Source organism: Corynebacterium sp. CCUG 65737 (assembly GCF_024454115.1).
GTDB lineage: Bacteria > Actinomycetota > Actinomycetes > Mycobacteriales > Mycobacteriaceae > Corynebacterium > Corynebacterium genitalium.
Genome location: NZ_JAGPZB010000002.1, coordinates 151,121 through 177,959, shown reverse-complemented (window position 1 = coordinate 177,959; position 26,839 = coordinate 151,121). Strand labels below are relative to the sequence as shown.

At 64.1% G+C, this 26,839-nt stretch carries 24 protein-coding genes; 3 read left to right on the top strand and 21 right to left on the bottom strand.

Annotated elements, in window-relative coordinates; genetic code table 11:
* Nucleotides 1–121: 121 nt before the first annotated feature.
* The 7 genes from KBX17_RS02830 to dapB all read right to left on the bottom strand — a co-directional run bounded on the left by KBX17_RS02830 (nucleotide 122) and on the right by dapB (nucleotide 9,204).
* Complete coding sequence (locus tag KBX17_RS02830; protein ID WP_255998372.1) at nucleotides 122–727, bottom strand: DJ-1/PfpI family protein; 606 nt, start codon at nucleotides 725–727, stop codon at nucleotides 122–124.
* On the bottom strand, nucleotides 728–3,838 hold the full coding sequence (locus KBX17_RS02825; RefSeq protein ID WP_256018445.1) for a DNA translocase FtsK: 3,111 nt from the start codon (nucleotides 3,836–3,838) through the stop codon (nucleotides 728–730).
* A gap of 93 nt (nucleotides 3,839–3,931) precedes the next feature.
* Entirely contained in the window at nucleotides 3,932–4,561 is a 630-nt protein-coding gene (locus KBX17_RS02820) for a TIGR03085 family metal-binding protein (RefSeq protein WP_256018444.1), read from the bottom strand.
* A gap of 113 nt (nucleotides 4,562–4,674) precedes the next feature.
* Nucleotides 4,675–6,798: a ribonuclease J gene (locus tag KBX17_RS02815; RefSeq protein ID WP_005289760.1), complete on the bottom strand. Its 2,124-nt coding sequence runs from the start codon at nucleotides 6,796–6,798 to the stop codon at nucleotides 4,675–4,677.
* Nucleotides 6,799–6,800: 2 nt separating this feature from the next.
* The gene (dapA, locus tag KBX17_RS02810) at nucleotides 6,801–7,691 is read right to left on the bottom strand and encodes a 4-hydroxy-tetrahydrodipicolinate synthase (RefSeq protein ID WP_256018442.1); all 891 of its coding nucleotides are present in this window, start codon (nucleotides 7,689–7,691) and stop codon (nucleotides 6,801–6,803) included.
* A gap of 14 nt (nucleotides 7,692–7,705) precedes the next feature.
* Complete coding sequence (thyX, locus tag KBX17_RS02805; RefSeq protein WP_256018441.1) at nucleotides 7,706–8,458, bottom strand: FAD-dependent thymidylate synthase; 753 nt, start codon at nucleotides 8,456–8,458, stop codon at nucleotides 7,706–7,708.
* Nucleotides 8,458–9,204, bottom strand: coding sequence for a 4-hydroxy-tetrahydrodipicolinate reductase (gene dapB, locus KBX17_RS02800; RefSeq protein ID WP_255998363.1), 747 nt, complete (start codon nucleotides 9,202–9,204; stop codon nucleotides 8,458–8,460). Before dapB ends, thyX begins: the two co-directional genes overlap by 1 nt.
* A gap of 147 nt (nucleotides 9,205–9,351) precedes the next feature.
* On the opposite strand from dapB, the gene KBX17_RS02795 reads away from it, so the two are divergent.
* Nucleotides 9,352–10,029, top strand: a complete 678-nt coding sequence (locus KBX17_RS02795; RefSeq protein WP_256018439.1) for a hypothetical protein — start codon at nucleotides 9,352–9,354, stop codon at nucleotides 10,027–10,029.
* A gap of 79 nt (nucleotides 10,030–10,108) precedes the next feature.
* Here KBX17_RS02795 and KBX17_RS02790 read toward each other — a convergent pair whose 3' ends face one another.
* From KBX17_RS02790 to KBX17_RS02775, 4 genes are all read right to left on the bottom strand, one after another.
* Nucleotides 10,109–12,412: a polyribonucleotide nucleotidyltransferase gene (locus KBX17_RS02790; RefSeq protein WP_050748872.1), complete on the bottom strand. Its 2,304-nt coding sequence runs from the start codon at nucleotides 12,410–12,412 to the stop codon at nucleotides 10,109–10,111.
* A 124-nt stretch (nucleotides 12,413–12,536) separates the two neighbouring features.
* Nucleotides 12,537–12,806, bottom strand: a complete 270-nt coding sequence (rpsO, locus tag KBX17_RS02785; protein ID WP_005289747.1) for a 30S ribosomal protein S15 — start codon at nucleotides 12,804–12,806, stop codon at nucleotides 12,537–12,539.
* Between the two features lie 125 nt (nucleotides 12,807–12,931).
* A complete protein-coding gene (locus KBX17_RS02780) occupies nucleotides 12,932–13,900 on the bottom strand; it encodes a nucleoside hydrolase (RefSeq protein ID WP_005289745.1) in 969 nt (322 codons plus the stop codon).
* A 33-nt stretch (nucleotides 13,901–13,933) separates the two neighbouring features.
* Nucleotides 13,934–14,926 (bottom strand): bifunctional riboflavin kinase/FAD synthetase, encoded by a 993-nt coding sequence (locus KBX17_RS02775; RefSeq protein WP_005289744.1) that lies wholly within the window; start codon nucleotides 14,924–14,926, stop codon nucleotides 13,934–13,936.
* Between KBX17_RS02775 and truB the strand changes: the two genes are divergently transcribed.
* The gene (gene truB, locus KBX17_RS02770) at nucleotides 14,925–15,845 is read left to right on the top strand and encodes a tRNA pseudouridine(55) synthase TruB (RefSeq protein WP_005289742.1); all 921 of its coding nucleotides are present in this window, start codon (nucleotides 14,925–14,927) and stop codon (nucleotides 15,843–15,845) included. The genes KBX17_RS02775 and truB overlap by 2 nt on opposite strands.
* On the opposite strand, the gene KBX17_RS02765 is transcribed toward truB, so the two are convergent.
* The 9 genes from KBX17_RS02765 to rimP form a co-directional block, all read right to left on the bottom strand.
* Nucleotides 15,807–16,508 (bottom strand): 4'-phosphopantetheinyl transferase, encoded by a 702-nt coding sequence (locus KBX17_RS02765; RefSeq protein WP_005289741.1) that lies wholly within the window; start codon nucleotides 16,506–16,508, stop codon nucleotides 15,807–15,809. The genes truB and KBX17_RS02765 overlap by 39 nt on opposite strands.
* Nucleotides 16,505–17,323, bottom strand: coding sequence for a metallophosphoesterase (locus KBX17_RS02760; RefSeq protein WP_256018437.1), 819 nt, complete (start codon nucleotides 17,321–17,323; stop codon nucleotides 16,505–16,507). The genes KBX17_RS02765 and KBX17_RS02760 overlap by 4 nt, the downstream gene beginning before the upstream one ends.
* Before the next feature lie 23 nt (nucleotides 17,324–17,346).
* Nucleotides 17,347–18,642 carry an MATE family efflux transporter gene (locus tag KBX17_RS02755; protein WP_256018436.1) on the bottom strand — a complete coding sequence of 432 codons (1,296 nt, stop codon included), beginning with the start codon at nucleotides 18,640–18,642 and terminating at the stop codon, nucleotides 17,347–17,349.
* Nucleotides 18,643–18,645: 3 nt separating this feature from the next.
* Nucleotides 18,646–19,644 carry a bifunctional oligoribonuclease/PAP phosphatase NrnA gene (locus KBX17_RS02750; protein ID WP_256018434.1) on the bottom strand — a complete coding sequence of 333 codons (999 nt, stop codon included), beginning with the start codon at nucleotides 19,642–19,644 and terminating at the stop codon, nucleotides 18,646–18,648.
* Nucleotides 19,644–20,084, bottom strand: coding sequence for a 30S ribosome-binding factor RbfA (gene rbfA, locus KBX17_RS02745; protein WP_255998342.1), 441 nt, complete (start codon nucleotides 20,082–20,084; stop codon nucleotides 19,644–19,646). Before rbfA ends, KBX17_RS02750 begins: the two co-directional genes overlap by 1 nt.
* 148 nt (nucleotides 20,085–20,232) lie before the next feature.
* Complete coding sequence (gene infB, locus KBX17_RS02740) at nucleotides 20,233–23,097, bottom strand: translation initiation factor IF-2 (RefSeq protein ID WP_256018433.1); 2,865 nt, start codon at nucleotides 23,095–23,097, stop codon at nucleotides 20,233–20,235.
* Nucleotides 23,098–23,216: 119 nt separating this feature from the next.
* Nucleotides 23,217–23,489 (bottom strand): YlxR family protein, encoded by a 273-nt coding sequence (locus KBX17_RS02735; protein ID WP_040423635.1) that lies wholly within the window; start codon nucleotides 23,487–23,489, stop codon nucleotides 23,217–23,219.
* A 94-nt stretch (nucleotides 23,490–23,583) separates the two neighbouring features.
* Nucleotides 23,584–24,609 carry a transcription termination factor NusA gene (gene nusA, locus KBX17_RS02730; RefSeq protein WP_005289728.1) on the bottom strand — a complete coding sequence of 342 codons (1,026 nt, stop codon included), beginning with the start codon at nucleotides 24,607–24,609 and terminating at the stop codon, nucleotides 23,584–23,586.
* Nucleotides 24,606–25,187, bottom strand: coding sequence for a ribosome maturation factor RimP (gene rimP / locus KBX17_RS02725; RefSeq protein WP_040423632.1), 582 nt, complete (start codon nucleotides 25,185–25,187; stop codon nucleotides 24,606–24,608). The genes nusA and rimP overlap by 4 nt, the downstream gene beginning before the upstream one ends.
* A 38-nt stretch (nucleotides 25,188–25,225) precedes the next feature.
* Between rimP and KBX17_RS02720 the strand changes: the two genes are divergently transcribed.
* Complete coding sequence (locus tag KBX17_RS02720) at nucleotides 25,226–26,071, top strand: hypothetical protein (RefSeq protein ID WP_005289725.1); 846 nt, start codon at nucleotides 25,226–25,228, stop codon at nucleotides 26,069–26,071.
* Nucleotides 26,072–26,095: 24 nt separating this feature from the next.
* Here the strand turns inward: KBX17_RS02720 and yaaA are convergent, their stop codons facing one another.
* On the bottom strand, nucleotides 26,096–26,839 hold the full coding sequence (yaaA, locus tag KBX17_RS02715) for a peroxide stress protein YaaA (RefSeq protein ID WP_040423630.1): 744 nt from the start codon (nucleotides 26,837–26,839) through the stop codon (nucleotides 26,096–26,098).

Below are 26,839 nucleotides of genomic sequence, written 5' to 3'. Positions count from 1 at the left end.
TACGGCCGCCCGTCGAACCGTGTTGACGATCCGAGGCGCTTTCGGGGTACTCCCCTCCAACAGGAAGCAACCCTACTTGATCGTCGCGGCCGCCACACGCCCTGGCCCGCTGCACTGTGGTTTAAACAGCGAACGGATCATCCTCGGGGTCAAGATTAAGTCGCAGCTCAATCGAGCCCGCAACCTCAGCGATGGCATCAAAGCCGAAACGATGCGCGATGAAGGCGGCCGCCATATCGATTCCGGCAGTGACTCCCGACGATGTCCACCGATCACGGTCATGAACCCACCGTGCGGAGCGACGCCATTCGATAGCGCTGCCGAACGTGGTCGCCCAGGCGAACGCATTCTTATTGCTCGTTGCAGCGTATCCTTCGAGTAGCCCGGCGGCCGCCAATAGTCCCGAACCGGTGCATACCGACATCAAGATCTGCGAATCGGCGGCCAAAGACTTCAAGTCGGTCAGAAAACTCTCGTCTTTCACGAGCTGGCGGGTACCCAGACCCCCGGGGACGAAGAGGACGTCTCCAGATTTCGCACTGAGTTCCCCGTCTACACCTAGGCGAACCCCTTGGGAGGTTGTAACAGACGCGCCGTCCGCCGACAGCATCTCCACTTCGATGTCGTCGACCTTGGAAAAAACCTCGACAGGTCCGGCGACATCTAGTAGCTCGACATCGTCGAACAGAACGACCGACACCCGCAGACGGGAGCCATCGACTCCCATTTAGAATGCTCCACCGGTCGGATTGTAGGCGGCCTTCACGGTCTGGGGATCGGTGTCGGCGCCGTCGTTCGAAACGGAGTCAGCATCGGAGGAGCTCTCCTCCTGCAGTGCTTGCTCCTCGAGCACCTCCTTGGGCGCGTCTGCTGGATCCGCACCCTTGATCATCCACAAGATGGTGTCCAGCTCTTCCGGCTTGACCAGCACCTCGCGGGCCTTTGAACCCTCGGACGGGCCGACGACGCCGCGGCTTTCCATCAGGTCCATCAAGCGGCCGGCTTTGGCAAAGCCGATGCGCAGTTTGCGCTGCAGCATGGACGTGGAGCCGAGCTGGGAGGTGACCACAAGCTCGACGGCCTCGAGGAGGTCGTCCATGTCCTTGCCGATCTCCTCGTCAATGTCCTTCTTCTCGGCGGCCTTCTCCTCGGTGACACCCTCGGTGTAGTGCGGCTCGCCTTGCTCCTTGACGGCATCGACGACGGCCTGGATTTCCTCGTCGGACACGAACGCACCCTGCAGACGCTGCGGTTTGCCAGCGCCCTGCGGGATGAACAGGCCGTCACCCATACCAATGAGCTTCTCGGCGCCGCCCTGATCCAGGATGACGCGGGAGTCCGTCAGAGAAGACGTGGCAAAGGCGAGGCGCGACGGCACGTTCGTCTTGATCAGGCCGGTGACAACGTCGACAGACGGACGCTGCGTGGCCAGCACCAGGTGGATGCCCGCCGCGCGCGCCTTCTGGGTGATGCGGACAATGGAATCCTCGATCTCCTTCGGCGCGGTCATCATCAAGTCGGCCAGCTCGTCGACAACGCAGACAATGAGCGGGTACGGACGCATTTCACGCTCGGACCCCGGAGGCGCCTGTAGCTCGCCGGAGCGGACCTTCTTGTTGAAGTCCTTGATGTGGCGCACGCGCGCGGACTTCATGTCCATGTAGCGCTGCTCCATCTCCTCCACGAGCCACTGCAGCGCGGCGGCTGCCTTCTTCGGCTGCGTGATGATCGGGGTGATCAGGTGCGGGATGCCCTCGTACGGGGTGAGCTCGACCATCTTCGGGTCAACGAGGATCAGGCGCACCTCTTCCGGCGTCGCGCGCGTCAGCAGTGACACCAGCATCGAGTTCACAAACGCCGACTTACCGGAACCGGTTGAGCCAGCCACCAACAGGTGCGGCATCTTCTGCACAGAGGCGGAGACGAAATCGCCCTCGATGTTCTTTCCCAGGCCGATGAGCATCGGGTCATGGTCGCCGCGCACATTCGGCGCTTCGAGCACGTCGCGCAAGCGGACCATCTCGCGGTCGGCGTTCGGGACCTCAATACCCACGGCGGACTTGCCGGGGATCGGGGTGAGCAAACGGACGTTGTCCGTTGCCACAGCGTACGCCAGGTTGGACTGCAAGTTGGTGATCTTGGAGACCTTCACACCGGGGCCGAGCTCGACCTCATACCGCGTGACTGTCGGTCCACGCGAGAACCCGGTCACGCGCGCGTCGACATTGAACTCCTCGAACACGTCGGTGATCGCCTCGATCATCCGGTCATTAGCCTCGGTGCGTGCCTTCGGCGCTTGGCCTGCCACGAGCAAGCTTGTCGACGGCACCGTGTAATCCGTCTGCGACCACGTCTCCGGCTCACGCGCCTGAGGTTGGTCAACAGTGTCACCCTTGCCGGTCTGTCCGGACTGCGCCTTTTCTTTCTCCGAGTTCGGAGTAGATGCGGGCACAGCCGACGCATCAATGCCGGAGCGGGCGATGATCGCCTGACGCATTTGCTCGCGCGACTGCGCGACAGGGTCTGCAGAGTCAGCAGCGTCAGCGGTGTCCGTTGCGTGGGTGTCGGCACCGTCAATGTCAGTGCCCTCGATGTCGTCGTCCACGGTGGTCGGTGCGACAGCGACCTTCTTGCGGGTCGAACGCTTCTTCCGCGGTGGTTCTGCCTGCGGGTCCAGTACTTGGGTGCGGTTAGCGCCGGCGCCACGGTCGACCTGGTCGTAGTCGTCGTAGTCGTCGTCGAAGTTGCTGTCGGTGGGGACGTCGAAAAGCGTGGGCTCTACGCGAGCGCTGGACGCGCGCGGGCGGCGTGAGCGACCCTCGGCGATGTTTTCGAGGTCGTCTTCGACATGGCCGTACATGTCATCCTCGGCGAGGTCGTCCTCCGGGTCGGGCGTGCGCGCATTGTCAGCGATGCTGCGGAACAGTGCGCGGATGTAGTCGAAGGATTCACGCACCGTAATGCCCGTAGCCAACAGCGCGGCGTAGACGATGACGAGAATCAACAGCGGCACAGCGACGTACGGGCTGAAGCCTGCGCTGAGCGGGCCACCGACGAAAGCGCCCATCGCACCGCCGGCGACGCGTCGACCTTCCCATGTTTCGGGCGTTCCAGCAAAGATATGGATCAGACCGAGCATGCAGATGCCGATGATGGTCAGACCCAGACCACTGTGCGCGCGCCCGGACGCGTTCGACCCCAGGCGGAGCATGATCGCGATGGCAACGCAGACGAGGATCACGGGCAGCACGAGAGCGCCGGCACCAATGACCCAGTGGGTCCCGTTCGCAATGGCCGCCCCGACCGGGCCGGCAATGTCCATCCACACCGAAGCGCCAAGGATCGCCGCTAGGCCGATGAGTACAAGGCCGATCGCGTCAACGCGTCGGCCGTTGAGCCCCACAGCGTCGTCGGCATAATCAGCGTCAGCAGAACGGGAATCAGCTGCCGGTTCCGTTGCGGGAGAAGTGTCGCGCGTCGTCCGCTTGCGCCGTGTCGACTTCGGGGTGGTCTCGTCGGCGTATGCCTCTTCAGGGGTCAAGGCGCGGGATCCGCGGCCGGTGGTGGGTTGATCGTCGTCAAGCAAGTTCTCGTCGCGGCGCTTACGGCCGCGCCCACCGCTGGCTCCCCCACCAACGGCCCGGAATGAGCTGGTGGCCCCGCGAGCAGCGTTGCCCAGCCCGCGCCCGACGGCGCCGACAGCAGAGCCGACACGCTCGTTGGCGGTGTCGGCTGCACGTGTGGAGCCGGTGGAATCGGACGTAGAGCGGCCGCGGTACGGGCGAGTTCCGCCGGTGTCTCGCGCGCCGCCGCGGCGCTGGGTACTGGTGACAGACATGGACACCATGTTAATGGCCAGCACACCTCAAGTCACATACGCCACACCGGTTACAGCGGTTCAATGGTTGAGAATGAGCGTCAAGCCTAAAGACTAGAACTGGCGCCTGACTTCCTGGATGTCCGCCTCGTTGCCCTCGATTTCGACCTGGACGGCGTCGCGGCCGGTGACCCAGAGCAGCAACTCACCCGGCTCGCCTTTCACGCGCACGACGCGGTCGCCTTGCTCAGCGACACCGCGCTTGCCGCCGAGCGTGACGGGCGGGTGGTTCGGCGGGGTGAGCACCACCGGCACGTCGGAGGATGTCAGAGCCATCTTCCCCATCATCTTGGCTGCGCCCATCAACTTCGTCTCGACCGCGCGAGAGAACTCACGCGGTTCTACGGTGCCGGAACCGCGGCGCACGTCCTCATGGTGGATGAAGTTCTCAGAGACGTTCATGAAACTGTCCAGAGGCTTGATGTGCAGCGGTGGTCCCGCCGCCCACTCGTTGACCAAGTGCTCATACGACTCTTGCTGCTTGGCTTTCTCCTGTGCAGATCGAGTCAGGTCCTTGAGGGCCGATACGACGTACCCACCCGCGAGGTGCGTGCGGTGCTCGCGGATGAACAGGTGGGCTGCTAGGTCATAGGTAGTCCAGCCCTCGCACAAAGTCGGGGCGTCGGGGCCGAGCTCGAGCATGAGTTCGGCGAGCTTCTCGCGTTCTTTTTGCTGAAACGACATGCGCCCCAGCCTAGCGCGGCTGGGGCAGGCGAGTCTGTGCGCATTTAGCGCCCAGATGACAAGGAAAAACCCTGCCGTTACTACGGCAGGGCGCGTCGATAAGCAATGCTCGTCTACAGCGACTCGCGGGACTCCGCGATCTCCTCGGGCGACGCCGGGGTGATGTCGTCGGTGTTCATCGGCACCACGGTCGGCAAAATGACCGGCTCGCGCTTGTACTTCTGCTCGATGGTGCGGGAAATGCGCCGGCGCAGCTGCTGCACCATGCGGTACGGGTCATTCTCACCCTCCGCAGCCAGGTCAGACATGGTGGTCTCCACCAGCTCCTGGATGACCGGGACGACACCACGATCATCGTCGATGAGACCCGTGGTGGACACCTTCGGCTTCTCGATCAGGCTGCCGGTGCGGTCGTCGATCAGGCAGGTAATGGAGATGACACCGCCGGATGCCAGCGAAGTGCGGTCTGCCAGAACATCCGGGTCGACATCGCCCATCGTGGTGCCATCGACGTAGAGGTGACCAACCTGGTACTGGCCAGCGACCGTGATCTTTCCGTCGACCATGTCCACGACCACACCGTTCTGCGCCAGAACAGTGTTCTCTGGCTTCACGCCAGTCGCAATTGCCAGCTCCTTGTTGGCACGCAGGTGACGCCACTCGCCGTGGACCGGCATGGCGTTACGCGGGCGGGCGATGTTGTAGAGGAACAGCAGCTCACCGGCATAGCCGTGACCGGACGCGTGAACGTGGGCGTCCTCGTTGGTCACCACCGTCGCACCGATCTGGGCGAGGTTGTTGATCACGGCGAAAACCGCTTCCTCGTTGCCCGGAATGAGCGAGGAGGACAGGATGATCAGGTCGCCGTCACGCACCGTGATCTGGCGGTGTTCGCGGCGCGACATGCGCGACAGCGCCGCCATCGGCTCACCCTGCGTACCGGTGGTGATGAGCATGACGCGGTGCGGGGCCATCTTCGCGGCCTCTTCGATCGGGATGATCGTGCCGCGCGGAGCCTTGAGCATGCTCATCTTCTCCGCGATCTCCATGTTGCGGATCATGGAGCGGCCGTTGAACGCGACTTTGCGGCCCGACGCCACCGCAGCGTTGATCGCCATTTGCACGCGGGACACGTTCGAGGCGAAGGATGCGAGGACGACGCGCTGCTTCGCACCCTGGACTAGGCGGATCAGTGTCTCCTCGATGCCAGCCTCCGAACTGGAGATGCCCGGAATGGTGGCGTTCGTGGAGTCGCAGAGGAACAGGTCGATGCCCTCGTCGCCGTAGCGGGCCAGCGCGGGCAGGTCCGTCGGCTTGTTGTCGTACGGGGTCATGTCCAGCTTGATGTCACCGGTCATGCATACGGTGCCGGCACCGGTCTTGATCACCACGCCGAGGCAGTCCGGAATCGAGTGGCCCACGCGCCAGAAGCGCAGGTTGAACGGGCCTGCTGTGATCTCCGACTTCTCGTTGACCTCGTGCAGCTTCGGCTTCTGGCGGTGTTCGCGGGTCTTGGCCGCGATGAGCGCGTTGGTGAAGCGCGCGGAGTAAATCGGGATGTCCGGGCGCAGCTTGAGCAGCCACGGAATCGCACCGATGTGGTCCTCGTGCCCGTGCGTGACCACGAGCGCGTCAACCTTATCCAGCTTGTTCTCGATCGGACCGAAGTCCGGCAGGATGAGATCCACACCCGGCTCGTCCGAAGACGGGAAGAGCACACCACAATCCACAATGAGCAGGCGGCCGTTGTACTCGAACACGGTCATGTTGCGGCCGATCTCAGAGATGCCGCCGAGCGCGTAAATACGCAGCGCACCGTTTGCCGGCTTCTGCGGGGCGGGCAGACGCTTCGTCAGGTCCGCACCCTGCATCGACTTCATTGGGTTACGGCGGTTGTCACCGCGGCCTCCCCCACGGCCGCCACGTCCGCGTCCACGGCCACGGTTGTTGCCACCGCCGCCATTTCCGCCGTTGCCACCGTTTCCGCCGCGGTTGTTGCCAGAGCGGTTACCGCCGTTGTTCGAACCGCCACCGTTGCCGCCGTTGTCGTTCTTGCCGTTGCCGCCGCCGTTATTGTTGGAGCCCTGGTTATCCCGGCCCCCACGGTCGTTGCCGGCATCGGCATTGTTGTCGGCGGGCGGGGTGTCCGGGGTCTGGAACACCGGTTGCTGGTCGCCAGCCTCTGGCGGGCCCGCCTTGCGGGACACCTTGCGGGAGCGGTTACGGGATTCATTCATACTTAAAGGACTCCAGCCTTTTCCATGTCACGTCGCAGCGCCTCCAGCTGCTTCTCGTCGGGTGCGACGATGGGCAGACGGGGGTCTCCGACCTCGATGCCCTGCAAGCGCAGGGCTGCCTTTGCAAATGTCACTCCACCAAGCACGGCCTGCTGTCCAGCAAGCACGCACATGGTGTTGGCGTTGATTTCCCGAGCTCGGGCGAGGTCGCCTTCCTCGAAGCTTGTCACCATTTCTCTCATCAACCCTGGTGCGGCGTGCGCAATCACGGAGATCACACCTATCGCGCCGAGGGAGAACCACGGCAGGTTGAGAACGTCGTCGCCAGAGTACCAGTCCAGCCCCGTGTCATTGATAATCGCGGTGGCCTCCGGCATGTCGCCCTTCGCATCCTTCACGGCTTTGACGGTAGGCAGTTCCGCCAACGCGCGGATGGTGTCGCCGGCGATGGGGATCGCGGAGCGGCCGGGAATGTCGTAGAGGCAGATCGGTAGTTCCGTCGCCTCCGCCACAGCGCTGAAGTGAGCGAGAAGTCCCGCTTGGGACGGCTTGGAGTAGTACGGGGTGACAACCAGCAGGGAGTCTGCCCCGGCATCGCGGGAGGCCCGCGACAGCTCGATCGAGGAGCGGGTGTCGTTCGTGCCCGAGCCGGCCATGATCTTGACGCGGTCGCCGAGCTCCTCGCGCACCGCTGTGATCAACTGGAGCTTCTCATCGGCGGACGTGGTCGGCGATTCTCCGGTCGTGCCACCCAAGATCAGCAGGTCGACCCCGTTGTCTACGAGGTGGGCCGCCAACCTCCGGCCTGCCTCGAGATCCAGGTCACCCTTGCTGTCGAACGGGGTGGCCATGGCGACACCGACGGTTCCTAATTCATTCTTAGTAATGCCCATAGCTCAACAGGTTACTATCCGGCGTACGGGCTGGTGGCCATGACGGAACCGTCGGCAAGCGTGCTGATGAGGAAGTCGTCGAAAAGCGCTGGTGCTTGCTTTTTAAGAATCTCTAAGCACGCGATGGCGAGCGCGCGGATTTCCACGTCAGCGTGTTCACTGGCGCGCGCCGCAATGAAGCCGCGCCAGGCGCGGTAGTTGCCGGTGACAACGAAGCGCGTCTCAGTGGCGTTCGGCAGGATCGCGCGCGCGGCCTGGCGGGCCTTCTTCTTGCGCAGCAGCGCGTTCGGCTCGTCCTCAGTGTTCTCCTCGAGCGCGCCCAAAAGCTCCTCGTAGACGAAGCGCGATTCATCAACAGCGGCGAGGAAGATGCGTTTGAGGCCCGCGTCGTCCGCGATCGCATCCGGGATGACCACATCTGCTTCAGCGGCAGGCACAAAGCGCTGGCTCAACTGCGAAAACGACAGGTGGCGGTGGCGCAGCAACTCGTTGCCTGCAGAACGCGAAAGCCCGCGGATGTACAGCGTCGCGGTGGCGTGCTCGAGCAACGCGTCGTGCCCGACTTCGAGGATGTGTCGCAGGTACGCGTCGTTGGCAGCGGTATGCGGGTTGGGCTTGTCGAAGGTCTCATAACACGCCCGGCCCGCGAACTCCACGAGCGCTTCCGCGTCCGTGGCCTGCCCATCCTGCTCCCACGCGACATCCGCTGGCGCCGCAAACGATGTTGCGGCGATCAGTTGGACGTCGAGATTCCTGCTTTGCGTCATTACAGCCCCAGGTAGGAGTCCAGGCCGATCGTCAGTCCCGCATGCTTATCGACGTTCCGAACACCCGTCAGCACACCCGGCACGAACGAGTCACGCCCATAGGAATCCTGGCGGATGGTCAGGGACTGGTCGGTGGTGCCGAAGATGATTTCCTCGTGGGCGACCATGCCCTGCATGCGCACGGCGTGCACGTGGACACCGTCGACATCGGCACCGCGCGAACCGTCGAGAGCCTGCTCTGTCGCATCAGGCATGGCACCCATGCCGGCGTCCTTGCGGGCCTGCGCAATGCCCTGGGCGGTCTTCACCGCCGTGCCCGACGGAGCGTCAAGCTTGTTCGGGTGGTGGTACTCCACGACCTCTGCAGAGTCGAAGAACGGGGCTGCCTGGCGGGCGAACGCCATGGCCAGCACAGCGGAGATAGCGAAGTTCGGCGCGATGAGTACACCGACGCCCTCGTTGGCCTCGAGCCAGGAACGCACCTGGCCGTAACGCTCCTCGTCGAAACCAGTCGTGCCCACCACGGCGTGAATGCCGTTATTGATGCAGAACTCCAGGTTGTCCATGACCACGCCCGGGGTGGTGAAGTCCACCACGACCTCAGCACCGTTGTCGGTGAGCAGATCCAAAGAATCGCCTGCGCCAACCTCTGCGACCAGTTCCAAGTCCTCAGCGGCGTTCACACCCGCCACGACTGCCGAGCCCACGCGGCCCTTCGCTCCGAGAACTCCCACCTTGATAGTCATGCGTTGCCCTTTCTGTCGTACTTTGCTTCGTCTGTTTTCTCTGGACCACCTTAGCGCGGCATCGCTGGCCGCCGTTCGCCACCGTTGCGTGCTGTCCCCGGCCCGTCGCAACCGCTCCGGAGTCCGCACCCAGCTAGGCTGTCACATATGAAACACACACCACAGAAGAAGACACATGCCTCAGCGGCTGTCGCTGTCCTCGCGGCGGCTGGTCTTGCTCTTTCTGCCTGCGACACCGGCGACACCGTCCCAGAACCCCAGATGAGCACCTCCACAAACCCTGATGCCGACGCTGCCGATAAGGACGCGGAAAACTCTGCGACGAAGCCGACAGGAACGGAAGATGGCCAGCAGAACACACTGGGGGCCGCAGACATGCAACCCGGCGCTGACGGCGACTTCAGCACTGAACCCACAGAGCAGTTCGACGGCGACCCCGCGGAACTGCGCACGACCGATATCCGCGTGGGTAGCCACGAGAATTACGACCGCCTTGTCTTCGAGTTCGAAGGAACCGGTCAACCGAGGTTCCACGCTGGATACACGGATGATCCGCGCCAGCATACGTCGGGCAATCCGGTCGAGGTGCCCGGCGATGCGCACTTCGAATTGCTCATCCACGGCACCTCGCTGGATATGACCCCGGACCACAAGTACGCGGGCAAGACCAACCTGGGTTTGGCTAGCGGTGCGGTCGTAGATGTCGTGAACCAAGGCACGTTCGAGGGCGCATCCCAGTACTTCGTGGGCCTGAAGGACACCCGCCCGTACAAGGTGAGCATCCTGGAGAACCCAACGCGCCTAGTCGTCGACTTCGAGAAATAGAAAAACGCCCCGTGGGGCGCTTCTCCGCGATTCCCTCCGACCCGGTTATCAGCCGGATCGGAGGGACTTTGTTTTCGGCTTAGTTCTCGTCTTCGTCCTCAGAGACCGGGACCAACGAGATCTTGCCGCGGTTGTCGATGTCCGCGATCTCCACCTCGATCTTGTCGCCGACGTTGACCACATCCTCGACGTTCTCAATGCGCTTATCGCCGCCGAGCTTGGAGATGTGCACCAAGCCGTCGCGGCCCGGGGTGAGCGAGACGAACGCGCCGAACGCGACCGTCTTGACCACGGTGCCCAAGTAACGCTCCCCCACCTTCGGCTGCTGCGGGTTGGCAATCGAGTTGATCTGTTCGATCGCAGCGTCAGCAGCCTCACCGGTAGCGGCGGACACGTAGATCGTGCCGTCATCCTCGATGGAGACGTCAGCGCCGGTGTCCTCGGTGATCTGGTTGATGGTCTTGCCCTTCGGGCCGATGACCTCACCGATCTTGGAAACGGGGACGCGCACCGTGGTGATCTTCGGGGCGAGCGCGCTCATCTCATCCGGGCCTTCGATGACCTCAGCCATGGTGTCCAGGATGGTCTCGCGGGCTTCCTTGGCCTGATCCAGAGCGCTGGCCAAAACATCGGACGGGATACCGTCGAGCTTGGTGTCCAGCTGCAAAGCAGTGATGAACTCGGACGTACCAGCGACCTTAAAGTCCATGTCGCCGAACGCGTCCTCAGCACCGAGGATGTCGGTCAGTGCCACGTACTTGGTCTCACCGTCGACCTCACCAGAAACAAGGCCCATGGCGATGCCGGCCACCGGAGCAGCCAGCGGCACACCAGCGTTGTACAGCGACAGCGTGGAGGCACAAACAGAACCCATGGAGGTCGATCCGTTTGAGCCGAGAGCCTCCGACACTTGGCGGATCGTGTACGGGAAGTCCTCCTTCGAAGGAATGACCGGAATCAGGGCGCGCTCGGCGAGAGCACCGTGGCCGATCTCGCGGCGCTTCGGAGAGCCAACCCGGCCAGTCTCACCGGTGGAGTACGGCGGGAAGTTGTAGTGGTGGATGTAGTGCTTGGATGTCTCCGGGTGGAGGGAGTCCAGCTGCTGCTCCATCTTCAGCATGTCCAGGGTGGTCACACCGAGGATCTGGGTCTCGCCGCGCTCGAACAGGGAGGAGCCGTGCGCACGCGGGATGAGCTCGACCTCGACCTCGAGGTCGCGGATGTCGGTGACACCGCGGCCGTCAATACGGAAGCCCTCGGAAAGGATCTTGTCGCGGACGATCTGCTTCATCACCGCGTTGTATGCGGCGCGAATTTCCTTGCTTGCATCCTCGCCAGCGAAAGTCTCGAGCAGATCCGCCTCGATCTCTTCCATGTACTCGTTGGTCGCGTCATCGCGCTCGTGCTTGCCCGGGATGGTCAAGAGCTTCGACAGCTTCTTGGACGCCTTCTTCTCCACAGCGTCGAAGACCTCGTCGGAGTACGGCGGGAACAGCGGGAAGTCCTGGGTTTCCTTCGCAGACTTGTCTGCCAAAGCGTTCTGCGCCTCGCACAGAGTCTGGATGAAGGGCTTAGCAGCCTCCAGGCCCTCGGCGACGGTGCGCTCGGTGGGGGCGGGAGCGCCACCGTCGATAAGCTTCACGGCGTTAGCGCCCGCACCTGCCTCGACCATCATGATCGCGACATCCTGGACCTTCTTCCGGCCCTTCTTCTTTTCCACAATGCGGCCGGCAACGACCATCTCGAACACAGCGGCTTCGTGCTGCTCGTGGTTCGGGAACGCGACCCACTGGCCCTCCGGGTGCTGGTCATCGGCGATGAGCGCCATGCGCACACCACCGACAGCGCCCGAGACCGGCAGGCCGGACAGCTGCGTGGCGGCGGATGCACCGTTGATGGCAACGACGTCGTAGTACTCCTCCGGGTTCCAGCTCATGACCGTGACCACAACCTGCACCTCGTTGCGCAGGCCCTTCACAAACGTCGGGCGCAGTGGGCGGTCGATCAGGCGGCAGGCCAGAATAGCCTCGGTGGAGGGACGGCCCTCGCGGCGGAAGAAGGAGCCCGGGATCTTGCCCGCGGCGTACATGCGCTCTTCCACGTCGACGGTCAGCGGGAAGAAGTCAAAACCCTCGCGCGGCTGATTAGATGCGGTCACAGTGGACAGCAGCATCGTGTCATCGTCGAGGTAGGTCGTCACCGACCCGCCAGCCTGGCGTGCCAGCTGGCCCGTCTCAAAACGGATGGTGCGCTCACCGAAGTCACCGTTGTCCAGAACAGCGACGGATTCGGTGATCCCGAACTCCTCGTCGACATTGACCTCAACAGCGTTGTCCGGGGTGTGCTTGTTCTTGCTCAAAAGATCCCTTTCTGGGGGGTTGATTCGGCGATCATCGGTGCCGCCGCATGTTTGACTTGCAACACCCCGGCATACTACCAGGTGGGCATGAAAAATGCCCAGTTCAGACGAACTGGGCACGAGGCGCTGTGCACTTCAGCGCGTGGGCTTAGCGGCGCAGCCCCAGGCGAGCGATGAGGTCACGGTAACGCTCAACGTTGTTCTCGCGCAGGTACTTCAGCAGACCGCGGCGGCGACCGACGAGCAGCAGCAGGCCACGACGGGAGTGGTGGTCGTGCTTGTGGGTCTTCAGGTGCTCGGTCAGGTTGTTGATGCGCTCGGTCAGCAGTGCGACCTGAGCCTCCGGGGAGCCGGTGTCGGTCTCGTGGACGCCGTACTCCTTGAGGATTTCAGTCTTCTTCTCAGTGGAAAGAGCCATGAGTGTTTCTCCTTGTTTGTTTCAGTCCGCAATCATCGGATCTAGCCGTGGGAAGGACTGCTGCGGACCACAGTCGTTGGTTTCACGGCCGAATGAGCATGTTAACGCACGTGCCGCGCGAGATCCTAATCGCCACTGCGCGAGGAGTTCGCGGCAAGCGCGGTAATGCGCCGCATGAACTCATCCAAGAAGCGCTGCTTATCGACGCCAACAGCAACCCGCGCCGTCTTCTCCTCGTCATTCAGCCGGGTCTCGTCGCCGATTGTGCGGCCGCGGGTCTCCCCTTCTGTGTCGACCTTGAGGTTGATGTCGATGGTGGTCACCAGCGACGGGTCAATCGCCACACCGACAGCCAGCGGGTCGTGCAGGCCGCAGCCACCCAGGTGCGGGGCCGTGGTGTCGTAGGCCTTGATGTAGTAGTTCGTGGCAGCGGCTAAGAAGTCTCCGCCCGGGGTGCCCAGTGCTTCCCACTTCGCGGTCTCTTCGTAGGTGAGCAACGTCTGCAGGGTGACGTCCAGGCCGATCATGGTGACGTCCTTCGCCCGGCGGAAGAGCAAATCAGTAGCTTCGGGGTCCTGGTTGACGTTCGCCTCGGCCCACGGTGCCACGTTGCCGGGGACGGTCAGCGCACCGCCCATCATGACAATGTGGGCTTTCTCAGCGAAGGTCTCACTCGCCTCAATCGCTGCGGCAATCGTCGTCGACGGGCCTGTCGGGACAATGACCAGGTCGTCTCCGTACTGTTCCACCGACTCCACGAGGAAGTCCACCGCGGACTTTTCCTCCACCGAGCGAGTCGGCTCCGGCAGCTGAGCCTCGCCCACGCCGTTGACTCCGTGGATGAACTCGGAGATCTCCAGCACCTCAAAGGAGTCCTTCACACGCGCGTGGTCCGGTCCCGCAAAGACCGGCACGCCGGTGCGGCCGAACAATTCGAGGATGGCAAGGGAGTTGCGCACACCGGTGTCCACCAGCACGTTGCCATAAGTGCCGGTCACACCGATGAGGTCGACTTCCTCGGAACCGAGGGCGTACGCCAAGGCGAGCGCGTCGTCGATGCCGGTGTCCAGATCCAGAATCATCTTTTTGCTCATGGGACACCACACTAGCCGTTAGGCGCAGGCGAGCTAGGAAAGAATGTCGCGGACCCGTGCGACATCGCGGGCCATGTTCTCCAGTAGTTCGTCGACAGAGTCGAACTTGACCATGTCGCGCACCTTGGCAATGAACTCCACGCGGGCGAGACGGTCATAAAGGTCGGCATCGCGGTCGAGGACGAACGATTCGACGCTGCGGCGATCGTCGCCGAAGGTCGGGTTAGTGCCCACCGAAATCGCAGCCGCATAGCGGATTCCAGGTTCCATGTCCCCGTCGAGAGGTGAGGAGTCGAGGACAGTGAACCAGCCGGCGTAGACCCCGTCACCAGGCACAGCACCGGTATCGGCGACGTACTGGTTCGCTGTCGGGTAGCCCAGTTCGCGCCCGCCGCGGCCGGCACCGCGCTCCACCGGGGCGGTGATGGAGAATTCCCTCCCCAGGAATTCGGCTGCCCCGGCGACGTCACCGTCGCGCAAGGCGGAGCGGATGGAGGTGGAGCAGATGCGGGCGGATCCGTCGAAAAGCAAGGAAACGACATCGACGTCGACGCGGTACTTTTCACCGAGCGCCAGCATGGTCTGCGCGGTACCGGAGGCGCCTGCGCCGAATGTGAAATTCTCGCCGACGACAACGCGGGAGGCGTGCAGCTTATTGACGATCACCGACTCGAAGTACTCCTCCGGGCTCTCTCCTGCGAGCTCCCGGGTGAAGTCGATGACGAGCATGTAGTCCACTCCGAGGTCCGCGATGAGACGAGCGCGCTCGGCGAGCGGAAGCAATACAGGCGGTGTCTGGTCGGGCGCGAACACGGCGACGGGGTGCGGGTCGAACGTCATGACCACGCTGGGCACTCCGGCCGCTTGGGCGTGCTCGACCGCCCGGTTGATCAGCATCTGGTGGCCGCGGTGCACACCGTCGAACACGCCGATGGTGACTACCGGGTCCTTAAGATCAGCGGGAATGTCCTCGAGCCCAGACAAAATATCCACCCGCGCCAGAGTAGTGCATAGGGTTGGATCCATGAACTCTGATGCGCAGACCGCCAACCACACCGATCCGCTGGCGAATTCCGGCATTGTCGTCGTGGATAAACCGGCAGGAATGACCAGCCACGATGTGGTCGCGCAGCTACGCAGGTTCTTCGGAACGCGCAAGGTGGGACATGCGGGAACGCTCGACCCGATGGCCACTGGTGTGCTGGTCGCGGGCATTGAGCGCGGCACGAAGCTGCTTGCGCACCTGGTGGCCGATGACAAGGTCTATGCGACCACGATCCGCCTCGGTGCGTCCACCACGACCGACGATGCCGAGGGCGACGTCCTCGCTGAGACCGACGCGTCCACGCTCACCGACGAACAGATCATGGAACAGGTCACTGCACTCACCGGGGAGATCATGCAGGTGCCGTCGAAAGTCTCCGCCATCAAAATCGACGGCAAGCGCGCCCACGAGCTCGTCCGCGAAGGCAAAGAGGTGAACATCCCGGCGCGGCCGGTGACAGTGTTCTCTTTCGACGTCGCCGGCATCCGCCGCGAGGGTTCCTTCGTCGACGTGGATGCACGGGTGCACTGCTCTTCGGGAACGTATATCCGCTCGCTCGCCCGGGACATGGGCGAGACGCTCGGAGTGGGTGGGCACCTGACGGCGCTGCGCCGTGAAGCAGTCGGCCCTTTCACGTTGGAGCACGCGCGCACGCTCGAGCGGCTCGAGGACTCCCCCGCGTTGTCGCTCTCGCTCGATGAAGCACTCACCGCTGCGTGGCCTGTCCTGAACGTCACCGCTGACGAATTCGCTGCGCTGGCCATGGGCAAGTGGCTCGAGCCGCGCGGGCTCGACGGCGTTCACGCCGCTGTGGGACCGGATGGCCGCGCCGTGGCGCTTGTCCGCGAAAAGGGCAAGCGCTTATCGACGCTCTTTGTCGCCCGTCCCTCGACGCTGTAACGCCGGCACGAACGTCGAGGCGTAGACGTACCCTCCGCGCACGACCCACCGGCCGCGGATATACGGGACCGGAGTGGGCCGCACCAGGAGGTACGCGATGAAGGTGCCGTCGGAGCGGATTTCGATCTCGGCATCTTCGAAACCGAGCCACTGCCGCGCCATGGGGAACCACGCCTTATAGGTCGCTTCCTTCGCGCAGAACAACAGGCGGTCTGCCCACGCAATGCCCGCAGACTTTTGCTTATCCACCCAGTGGCGTTCGGTTGAGCGTGCGATCTGGTCGAGCACGCCTTCGGGCAACGGCTCGGCGGGCTCAGCGTCAATGCCGACGGAGAGCAACTCGCTCGACGGGGCGGCGACGGCAACGCGCAAACCTTCCGTGTGGGTAAGGGAGCCTGTGTAACCGTCTGGCCACAGCGGCATTCCCTTCTCACCCTTCAGGATCGAGCCCGCCGATTCCAACCCGAGCTCCTGCAGCGCGCGGTGAGCGCACCAGCGGGCATCGCCGAACTCACTCTTCCGAATGTCGACGGCCCGGCTGACCACCACCCTCTCCTCTGGATGCAGGTCGTTGTAGTTGGTCAGGTCGGTGGTCTCTGCGGTGTCGTCGATCCGCATGTACACCACCCGCGCCGGGTCAGGGAACAGCTCTTTGTCGATCACTGCTGCACCTCCATCACCGGGTACGGCCACGTGGGACGGTTGGTCTGACGCTTCCATTCTTCGGGGTAGCCGAGAGAGACCTCGATGTGGTCGACGTCGTCGATCCGCTGCACGCCGGGCATGTGCAGGTGACCGTAAATGACAGCGCGCGCGTTGTAGCGCTTGGCCCAGCCGCGCGTGTGCCGGGTGCCGCACCACAGCGCGATCTCACGGAACATCATGTAGTTCGTCGGTTCCTGCACCAGGGGCCAGTGGTTGACCAGGATGGTCTCGCCTTCAATGCGCGACAGCCGGCGGGTGGAGTACGCCAAGCGGTCCCAGCACCACGCACGAATGTCGACAAACGGCGCGATAGCCACTTCGTCAGTCAGTACGATCTGCTGCGCGTGCGCCGACTCGAGCGCTTCCTCCACAGTCATGGTGGGCATGCGGAACGAGTAGTCATACAGCGTGAACAAAGGCACGATGGTCACGCCCCCGAAAACGGGGTACGGGTCCTCCGGGGTGATCACACCTAAAGCACGCAGCTTTGCGACGAGATCCGCGTACTTCTCCCTCCCCTTGTACCTATCCATACTGCGGCTGAAGAGTTCATGGTTTCCCGGAACCCATACGACAGTGTCGAACCTCTCAGCGAGTTTCGCCATGACACGAACCACCAGGTCAGTGCGCTCGGCGACGTCGCCGGCAACGATGAGCCAGTCGGAGGGATCCTGCGGCTGGATTTCATCTAGCCATGGCCGGTTCGCTTTCACAGCGAGGTGAAGGTCCGAAACTGCCCACAGCGTGCTGGTCGTGCTGGTCGCGGTAGTCATGGTGAGTTCACTCTAACCGCTGCTCACTGCGCCCACCGCATCGACGTGAAACGCCAGATGACACCAGCGAGCCGGATCGCGATCATCGCGGCCAACCCCGCCCAGATTCCTGTCAGACCAGTGCCAGCCCAGTAGGCGATGAGTACGCCGGGCAGGAATCCAAGGAGCACCGAACCGATGGTGAGGTTGCGTAGGAACGCCGCATCGCTGGCGCCGAGCAGCACGCCGTCGAGCGCGAAGAGCACTCCGCCTGCCACGATCATGGCGATGAGCAGCCACCACGGTGTGGCCATGACGTCGAGAACAGAAGCGTCCGTGGTGAATAGCCCGCGGATCAGCGGCCCACCGATGGCGAAGACAGCGGCGAGGAGGAACGCGAACCCGGCGGAGAGTTTGGTCACCTGCTCCCCCACCCGGCGCGCGTCCTGCACCCGGCCGGTGCCCAGCGCGGACCCCGTCATTGTCTGGGCGGCAATCGCCAGCGAGTCGAGCACCAGGGTGAGGAAGTTCCACAACTGCAGCATGATCTGGTGCGCCGCCAACGCAGCGACACCCACGCGCCCTGCCACCGCCGCTGCGGAGACGAAAGCCACCTGGAACGACAGAGACCGCAGGATCAGGTCACGTCCGAGCACCAGCTGGCGGCGGATGACCGCGAAGTCGGGAGCCCACCCGCCGTTGTGGGACCGGGTCAGTGCGATGAGGAACCCAGCAGCCGTGATGCCCATGCCGATCACATTCGCCCACGCCGACCCCACGAGCCCGAAGCGGTTGACCAGCAGCGGCAGCGCCGCCGCGCCGGGGATGAGCCCGCACAGAGTCAGATAGAACGGCAGCTTGGTGTTCTGGATCCCGCGCAGCCAGCCGTTGCCCGCCATGATGATCAACGTCAGCGGGATCGCGATGGCGGCGACGTGCATCCAGTTCGCAGCAAGGTCTGCGGTGGCGGGGTCGTTGGTGAGGAACAACGCGATCGGGCGTGCGAACAGCCACACGATGGTGGCCAGTAACAACCCGACCCCTATGGCCACCCACGTCGCCTGGACGCCTTCGGCCACGGCATCTTCTTTCTTCCCCGCACCGTAGAACCGGGAGGAACGCGCCGTTGTTCCGTAAGACAGGAACGTCAGCTGCGTGGTCACCGTCGACTGGACGGTCGCGCCGGCGGCAAGCGCAGCGAGCTCGCCTGCTCCCAGCCGGCCGATGACGGCTGTGTCCAGCAAGAGATACAGCGGGTTGGCCGCAAGCACACCAAGCGCAGGCAGCGCCAAGGCGAGAACTCGGCGCGCAGTGACAGTTTCAGCAGGTGATTCAACCACAGGTCACAGCGCCGTCGCGTCGAGGGCAGCCACGGTCGCGTGCAGCTCATCAATGGCGTCTGCGACAGGACCGCGGGCCGAATAACCGGCCGCCGGGATGTGCCCGCCGCCGCCGTGCGCTGCAGCGATCTCGGCGACATTCACCACGCTGGAGCGCAGCGACACCGACCAATAACCGGGGTGGAGCTCCTTGAACACCACGCCGATGTCGCTGCCGGTCAGCGCGCGGGAGTACTCGATGATGGATTCCACAGCGGTCTGGTTCATGCCGTGCAGATGCGCGTCATCAATAGCCAGCACCGACATGGTGTGGTGGCCGGCCACACGGGTCTCCATTCCGGCCATGACAGCACCCATCAAGCGCAGATCCTCAGCAGAGACCGCATCCATGAGCGCCATCGCGGCAGAGCGCGGTTCCACACCCAGCTCCATCAGCTCAGCGGCGAGCAGGTGCATCCGTGGGGTGCCCCAGCGGAAACTGCCCGTGTCGGTCACCAAACCGGCGTACAGGCAGTAAGCCATCTCCGGGGTGATCTCCACACCCAAGTGCCCGAACAGCTCGCGGATGATCACGGTCGTGGACTCTGACGGCAAGACCAAGTTCACACTGCCGAAACCTGGGTTGGACTCGTGGTGGTCGATGACCACGACGCGGTCACGCTCCTGCTGGATCACCGACCGGTAGGACCCAGTGCGGTCGATCGAAGCGCAGTCAGTGGTGACTACCAAGCCCTCAGCGGGCAGCGGTTCGCCGAGGATGACATCGGTAACACCCGGGATCGAGTCCAAGTTCTCGGGCACGGCTTCGCGTTGGCCGATGCGCACGGTGGCCTCCACGCCGATCGACTGCAACCCAAGAGCGAGCGCCGATGCGGACCCGATAGCGTCTGCGTCCGGGCGAATATGGGTCACCACATGCACGACAGGGGCATCCCGCAGGCGCTGCGCCACCGCCGCAAACTCACCTTCGCCCGGCGCAAACAAACCGGGCACTACGGCCATTACTCGTCCCCCGCTCGGGTCTTGTAGGGATCTGCGGCACCAGCCGGTTGCGCGTTCTTCTTCAGCTCCGCGAGCTCTTCGTCGCGCGCGCGGGCGCGCGCCAGCAGCTCTTCCATGCGTGCCGACGCCTCCGGAACCGTGTCCAGCTCAAACGTCAACGTCGGAGTGAACCGAACGCCCAGCTCCTCACCGACAATCTTGCGTAGCTGTCCCTTGTGGCGGGTGAGTGCCTCTGCAGCAGCGTCGTAATCAGGCTCATCATCAATGCTCTCGCCGCGCACCGTGTAGTACACCGTCGCGTCGTGGAGGTCACCGGTCACACGGACATCGGTCACTGTGACAAGCTCCAGCCGGCGATCCTTGATCTGGCGCTCAATAGCGCTAGCGACAATCGTCTGGATCCTTTTAGCTAGTCGTTGTGCGCGCGTGTTATCCGCCACAGTAACCACTCCTTGACTCACGTTGAGCTGCCGTCAATTCAAGCCACCACTCTACCCCGCGCATGCACAACGCCCCGCGCGCGAGGGGTCTCTCTCGCCGCGGGGCGCTGCCGGGGAATCGTCGATAAGCAATTATTGCTTTTCGACGTTACGAGCGCGGCACCTCGACCATCTCGTAGGCCTGGATGATGTCGTCGACCTGAATGTCCGGGTAGGACAGGACCATACCGCACTCGTAGCCCCTGGCCACCTCGGTGACATCGTCCTTCTCGCGGCGCAGCGAATCGATCGTCGCGTCCGGTGTGATGACGTTGCCGTCGCGGACCAAACGGGCCTTCGCACCGCGCTTGACCGAACCCTCGGTGACCATGCAACCGGCGATGAGGCCGACAGCAGAGGCCTTGAAGATCTGGCGGATCTCCGCCGCACCCAGGTCGCGCTCCTCGTAGATGGGCTTGAGCATGCCCTTGAGAGCGGCCTCGACATCGTCGATGACCTGGTAGATGACGGAGTAGTAGCGGATCTCCACGCCCTCGTCGTTGGCTTCCTCGGTGGCCTTGCCCTCGGAGCGGACGTTGAAGGCCACGATGACAGCGTCGGACGCCGCAGCCAGCGAGACGTTGGTCTGGGTCACAGCACCGACACCGCGGTCGATGATGTTGACCTCCACCTCGTCGTCCACCTCGATCTTGAGCAGAGCCTCCTCGAGGGCTTCCACCGAACCGGCGTTGTCGCCCTTGAGGATGAGGTTGAGGGTGCTGGTCTCCTTGAGCGCCTGGTCCAGGTTCTCCAGGGAGACGCGCTTCTTGCGGCGGGCCTGCATCGCGGCGCGCTGACGCGCATCACGCTGTGCAGCAATCTGGCGCGCGACACGGTCGTCTTCCACCACGAGCAGGTTGTCGCCGGGGCCGGGAACGCCGTTGAGACCCTGGACCTGAACCGGACGGGACGGGCCAGCCTCCTCAACATCGTTGCCCCACTCGTCGACCATGCGGCGCACGCGGCCGAAGTTGCCGCCGACGACGATGGAGTCACCGACGCGCAGGGTACCGCGCTGAATGATCACCGTGGAGACAGGGCCGCGGCCGCGGTCCAGGTGGGACTCGATGGCCAGACCCTGAGCGTCCATGTCCGGGTTCGCAGTCAGCTCGAGCGCTGCATCGGCCGTGAGCAGGACGGCCTCGAGCAGCTCGTCGATGCCCGTTCCCTGCTTTGCCGAGATGTCGATGAACATCGTGTCGCCGCCGTACTCCTCCGGAACCAGCTCGTACTCGGTGAGCTGGCCGCGGATCTTGTCCGGCTGGGCGTCTTCCTTATCCACCTTGTTCACAGCCACCACGATCGGCAGCTCCGCAGCCTTGGCGTGGTTGATGGCCTCCACCGTCTGCGGCATGACACCGTCATCGGCTGCGACCACCAGGATGGCCAAGTCGGTCGACTTCGCACCGCGGGCACGCATCGCCGTGAAGGCCTCGTGACCCGGGGTATCCAGGAAGGTGATCTTGCGCGGCTCGTCTTCCAGGGTGACCTCGGTCTGGTAAGCACCGATGCCCTGGGTGATGCCGCCGGCCTCACCCTTACCAACATTGGCCTGGCGGATGGAGTCCAACAGGCGGGTCTTACCGTGGTCGACGTGACCCATGACGGAGACCACCGGCGGGCGCTGCTCGAGAGCTTCCTCGCCACCTTCGTCCTCACCGAACTGCAGATCGAAGGACTCGAGAAGCTCGCGGTCCTCGTCCTCCGGGGAGACGATCTGCACCTCGTAGTTGATCTCCGCACCCAGCAGCTGCAGTGTCTCCTCAGACACAGACTGGGTCGCGGTGACCATCTCACCGAGGTTGAACAGAGCCTGCACGAGGCTCGATGCCTCGGTGCCGATCTTCTCAGCCAGGTCGGTCAGAGTCGCACCCTGACGCAAGCGGACGGTCTTGCCGCCGCCGTCGGGCAGGCGAACGCCACCAATGACGTTCGGTGCGTGCATCTCCTCGTACTCGGCCCGCTTCTGGCCCTTGGACTTACGGCGCTTGCCCGGTGCACCACCGGGACGACCGAATGCACCGGCGGTACCGCCACGGCGCCCACCGCGACCGCGGAAACCGCCGCCGGGACCACCGGGACCACCAGGTCCGCCACCGGGACCGCCGAAGCCGCCACCGCGGCCACGACCACCGGCGCCTTGTCCACCGCGGCCGCCCGCACCGCCGCCGCGCTTACCTGCGGCGCGGGACGGCATCTGTGCCGGGTTCGGGTGGTTCGCCATATCTGCGGGGCTCGGAGCTCCTCCGCCGCCACCGGGACGTGCGCCCGGGCGCGGTGCGCCTTGGCCGCCGCTGCGCTGGCCCTGGCCACCGCCGCGCTTCTGCTGGCCGCCGGGGCCACCGCCCGGACGCGGCTGCGGGCGCGGACCGCCTGCATTCGAGGAGAACGGGTTATTGGCCACGCGGGGGCGGCCACCCGGCTTCGGCATCGGACGCGGCATGGCGGATCCAGCATCGCCCTCACCAGGCTTTGCGCCCGGCTTCGGGCCGGGCTTCGCAGCCGGCTTCGGTGCGCCAGGCTTCGCCGCTGCCGGCTTCGGAGCGGGCTTGTCCGCAGGTTTCTCAGCAGCCGGCTTGGACGCGGGCTTGGGTGCCGCGGGCTTCGGCCCCGGCTTCGCGGCGGGCTTTGCAGCTGCCGGCTTCGGCGCGGCAGATTCAGCCTGAGCGCTGTCAGACTTCGGGGCAGCCGGTTTCTTCGCGGCAGGCGTCTTGGCGGCAGGCTTCGCCGCCGGCTTAGCAGCCGGTTTCTTCGCAGCCGAATCGGCCTTGGTGTCCTTAGCATTCTTCGCGTCGCCGCTGTCTGCGCCGCCGCGGGCCTCATAAACCGCCTTCATCTTCTTCACCACCGGCGGTTCGATGGTGGAGGAAGCGGTTTTGACGAACTCGCCTTCCTCCTTCAGGGTGGCGAGCAATTCCTTACTTGTTACGCCGAGCTGCTTCGCAAGCTCGTGAACGCGTAGCTTTCCGGGCACGTGTCTCCTCGTGGTTGGGCTAGAGACGGGCCGCTGCTACGCGACCGGACTCTAGACGATGGTCATGACGTTCATCGCTGATGCATTTTCTGCTTCATGGTTGAAGACTCATCAGTTCTTTAGTCCTTTTCACTTACGTACTTCCGTACATCGCTTGTGTCCACTTGCGCGGACACGCGGAGAGCCCGCCCGAAGGCGCGGCGTTTCTCCGCCAGCTCAAACGCTTCCAGCGTGGGGGTCAGCCACGCACCGCGGCCCGGCATGGACCGCTTCGGGTCCGGGACGATCCGCGACGGATCATCCGGGGCGACGACCACACGGAGAAGGCGAGCATCCGGCAGTGCACGGCGTGTGCCAATGCACGTCCGGATAGGTACATGTTTTTCGCTCATACTCCCTTGTGCGGCCCCGACCCCGCACGGGCGTGCGGGAAAGAAGCCAGTGTCCTACCTTACGCCACCCAGGCAGAAAACTGTTACTCAGCCGCTATTGCCCAGCGCTGAGGTCTGCATCGGAGTGAATGTCGATCTTCCACCCCGTCAGTCGGGCCGCCAGGCGTGCGTTCTGGCCCTCGCGGCCGATGGCGAGCGAGAGCTGGTAATCCGGCACGACCACGCGGGCTGTTTGCGCGTCGTGGTCGACCACGTCCACCCGCACGACCTTCGATGGTGCAAGCGAGTTACCGACGTACACAGCCGGGTCGTCGGAGTAGTCGACGATATCGATCTTCTCCCCACCGAGGGACTCCATGATGTTGGTGACCCGGGCGCCGCGCGGCCCAATACATGCGCCCTTGGCGTTGATGCCCTTGGCCACACCCTTGACAGCCACCTTTGAGCGGTGACCGGCCTCGCGGGCAATCGCGACGATCTCGACAGAGCCGTCAGCGACCTCAGGGACCTCAAGGGCAAACAGGCCGCGCACGAGCTCCGGGTGCGTCCGCGAGAGGTTGACGGTGGTCCTGCGGTCACCGCCGGAGACACCGACGACATAGCACTTCACGCGGTCGCCGTGCTCCAGCTTCTCGCCCGGAATCTGCTCCGCAGGCAAAAGAATGCCGTCTTGGGGGTCAGATTCCGTACCCAGTTGCACCACGACGATGCCGCGCTCGTTCGCGCTGGCGTCGCGCTGGACGACACCGGAGACGACCTGACCTTCCAGCTCCGAGTACGCACTGTAAGCACGGTTGTCGGCGGCCGTGCGCATGCGCTTGAGGATCGCGTCGCGCACCGCCTGCGCACCCACGCGGGAAAAGTTCACCGGGGTGTCGTCATACTCGGAGATGACGTTGCCGTCGTCGTCGAGCTCGCTGACCATGACGGCCACGGCACCGGTCTGCGTATCAATGTCGACACGAGCCTTCGTGCCCTCCCCCGCTGCGCCAGTGCCGAATTCATCTTTGCCCTCGCGGTAGGCGAAGAGCAGCGCGCTGGCGATCGTTCCCAGCAGGTCATCGACGGGGATTCCTGCCTCCGACTCGATCTGCTTCAGCGCGGCAATGTCGATATTCACTTGTCGTCCTTCCTGACTTCAGCTTCTGCACCGGATTGCTCCGCACGGCCCTCCACGTCGGCAAAGCTCATGTTGGACAGTTCAACTTCTGCCTCCGGCGCTGCGTTGAACTCAATTTCTACCACCGCACCCGACACATCCGAAATGGGAGCGACCCGCACGCCCGGTTCGTCGGACTTCTTAGCTGCTGGGCTGATCAACGCGACATTTTCCTCCGCGTCATCGAGCGGGCCAACACGGTAGATGTCACCACCTAGCTTCACGCGGCGCCCCCGGTTGCGCCGCCAGTGACGCGGCTGCGTCAGCGGAAGATCCACGCCCGGAGTGGTCACCTCCAGGGTGTATCCCGCGCCGAAATTGACGGTGCCGGCGGCTTCTGCGGCGTCGAAAAGCTCGCTGAGCTCGCCCGAGACTTCCTCGAGCTGGTCCAACGTCGGTGCTTCGTCAGCCGCGAGAGCGACGACCACCTGCGATTTCTTGCCGGCCTTGACGGTGCGCACAGCCTCTATGTCCAGCCCGCGCGCGTCTGTGACGGGGCGGATGAGCTCTTTCAGTTCTTCGACTTCCGGAAATGCCATGAGAACCACTGTACGGGCGGGCCGGTACAGTCTTCCACGTGAAGTTTTCCCGCACTCTTGCCGCAGTAGCTCTCACCGCGGCGGCGCCCTTGACCGCCTGCTCGCCTATCTACGTCTTCGGCCCCCACCCCGACGGAGACCTGCTCACCCTGGCGCGCCAAGCGGAGGCGGACGCGGGAACGCTCGATGGGGATGCTGCAGGAATGCGCGAGTTCCACGCCCGCCAGCTTTTCGACGAAATCACCCGCCTCTGCGGCACCGACTCCGCAGGTCTTCCTCCCTCATCCTGTGACGTGGAGCGCGGCCCCGGCGAGACGACCGGCGCCAAGGACGATGTGGCAGCGGCGGTCGCCTTGACCGACGCACTCGTCACCCAGAGCGGCAAGCTTCCCGACGAGTCCGTTCCGTTGGTCGTGGCGCAGGCGGTCGACCTCACTGCCAGCCTGGACGCTCCCGAATCCGACGACTGGGATTTCCCGGTGCCGGAGGAACCCATCGCCGACGAGTCCGTGGCAGAGACCGCCGCCGAGCTGATCAAAGAAGAGTATGCCGTTCAGTTCGGCCTCGATCTCGCCTCTGCGTATGCCGACGACAATCTCCAGGCACGCATCGACAATCTGCGTCCGCTTCACGACATGCGCATCGACGCCATGCGCGACGCCTTCCCCGAGCTTCCCCCGCGTGCGCCCGGTTATGAGGTCGACGGCGGAGGCCCCACCAACCCCGGCGAAGCTGCCGCATTTGTGGACAACATCGAAGCCACCCTTGTTGACCGGTGGCGCACAGCTGCCTCCGACGCGTTCACCGAGGATGCCCCGGCCGAGTGGCGCACACTGGTGATCCATTTGGCGGCGCACGCCCAGCGCGCCGCCAACACCGCTTAACCGGCTTAACAGTGGCGGAGTGGCTCAGACCACCAGTGTGAGCTCTCTGTCGCTGATCTCGACAGTCATCCCCGCAGCCTCAGCGATCGCGGCAACTCCTTGAATACCCGTCACCGAATCCGCATCCGGTGCCGATGCCAGCACGCGGGCCAGCTCGCCTTTGTAGTGCTTGTTGAAGTGGCTGACGACCTTTCGGCTGCCGTCCTCCTGCACCGACTCCACCCGCACCGTCACCGCGCCGAGCACCGGCCCGAGCTGCTGGTACGCACCGGAGCGCATGTCCACGACGAAGCCCTGCTCCTGTAAGACATCCGTGATCGCGCTGCCCCAGCGCTTCTTCATGGTGGGGATCGAGTTCTTCTGTGCGGCAGCATCAGTTTTCCGTACAGGCAACTTCGACCCGCCCGAGAGTCGGTAGCGCGGAATCGTGTCCGACCCCATCACCACGCCGAAGAGTGCTGAACCGATCGCGATCCGCGAGACGGCGGGGTCGGTCAGGGTGGCGGCGTCGAGGGCGTCGTAAAGCACCCCGGTGTAGCGGTAGATGGCCGGCATGACAGGGGCGCGCAAAAGCGCTCTGTTCTCCTCGGCCTCTTCACGCTTGGTCGCGGGCAGTTTGAGCGCGGCCATCATCTCGTCGACATCGAGCGCAGCCAGATCCTCCATGATCTCCTGGCGGATCGGATCGAGGCTGGAAAATGACACGTCGAGGCCGTCCGACTCGCCGCCGGGGGCCTTCGTTTCAGACGGTGGGAGCACGATGAGCAT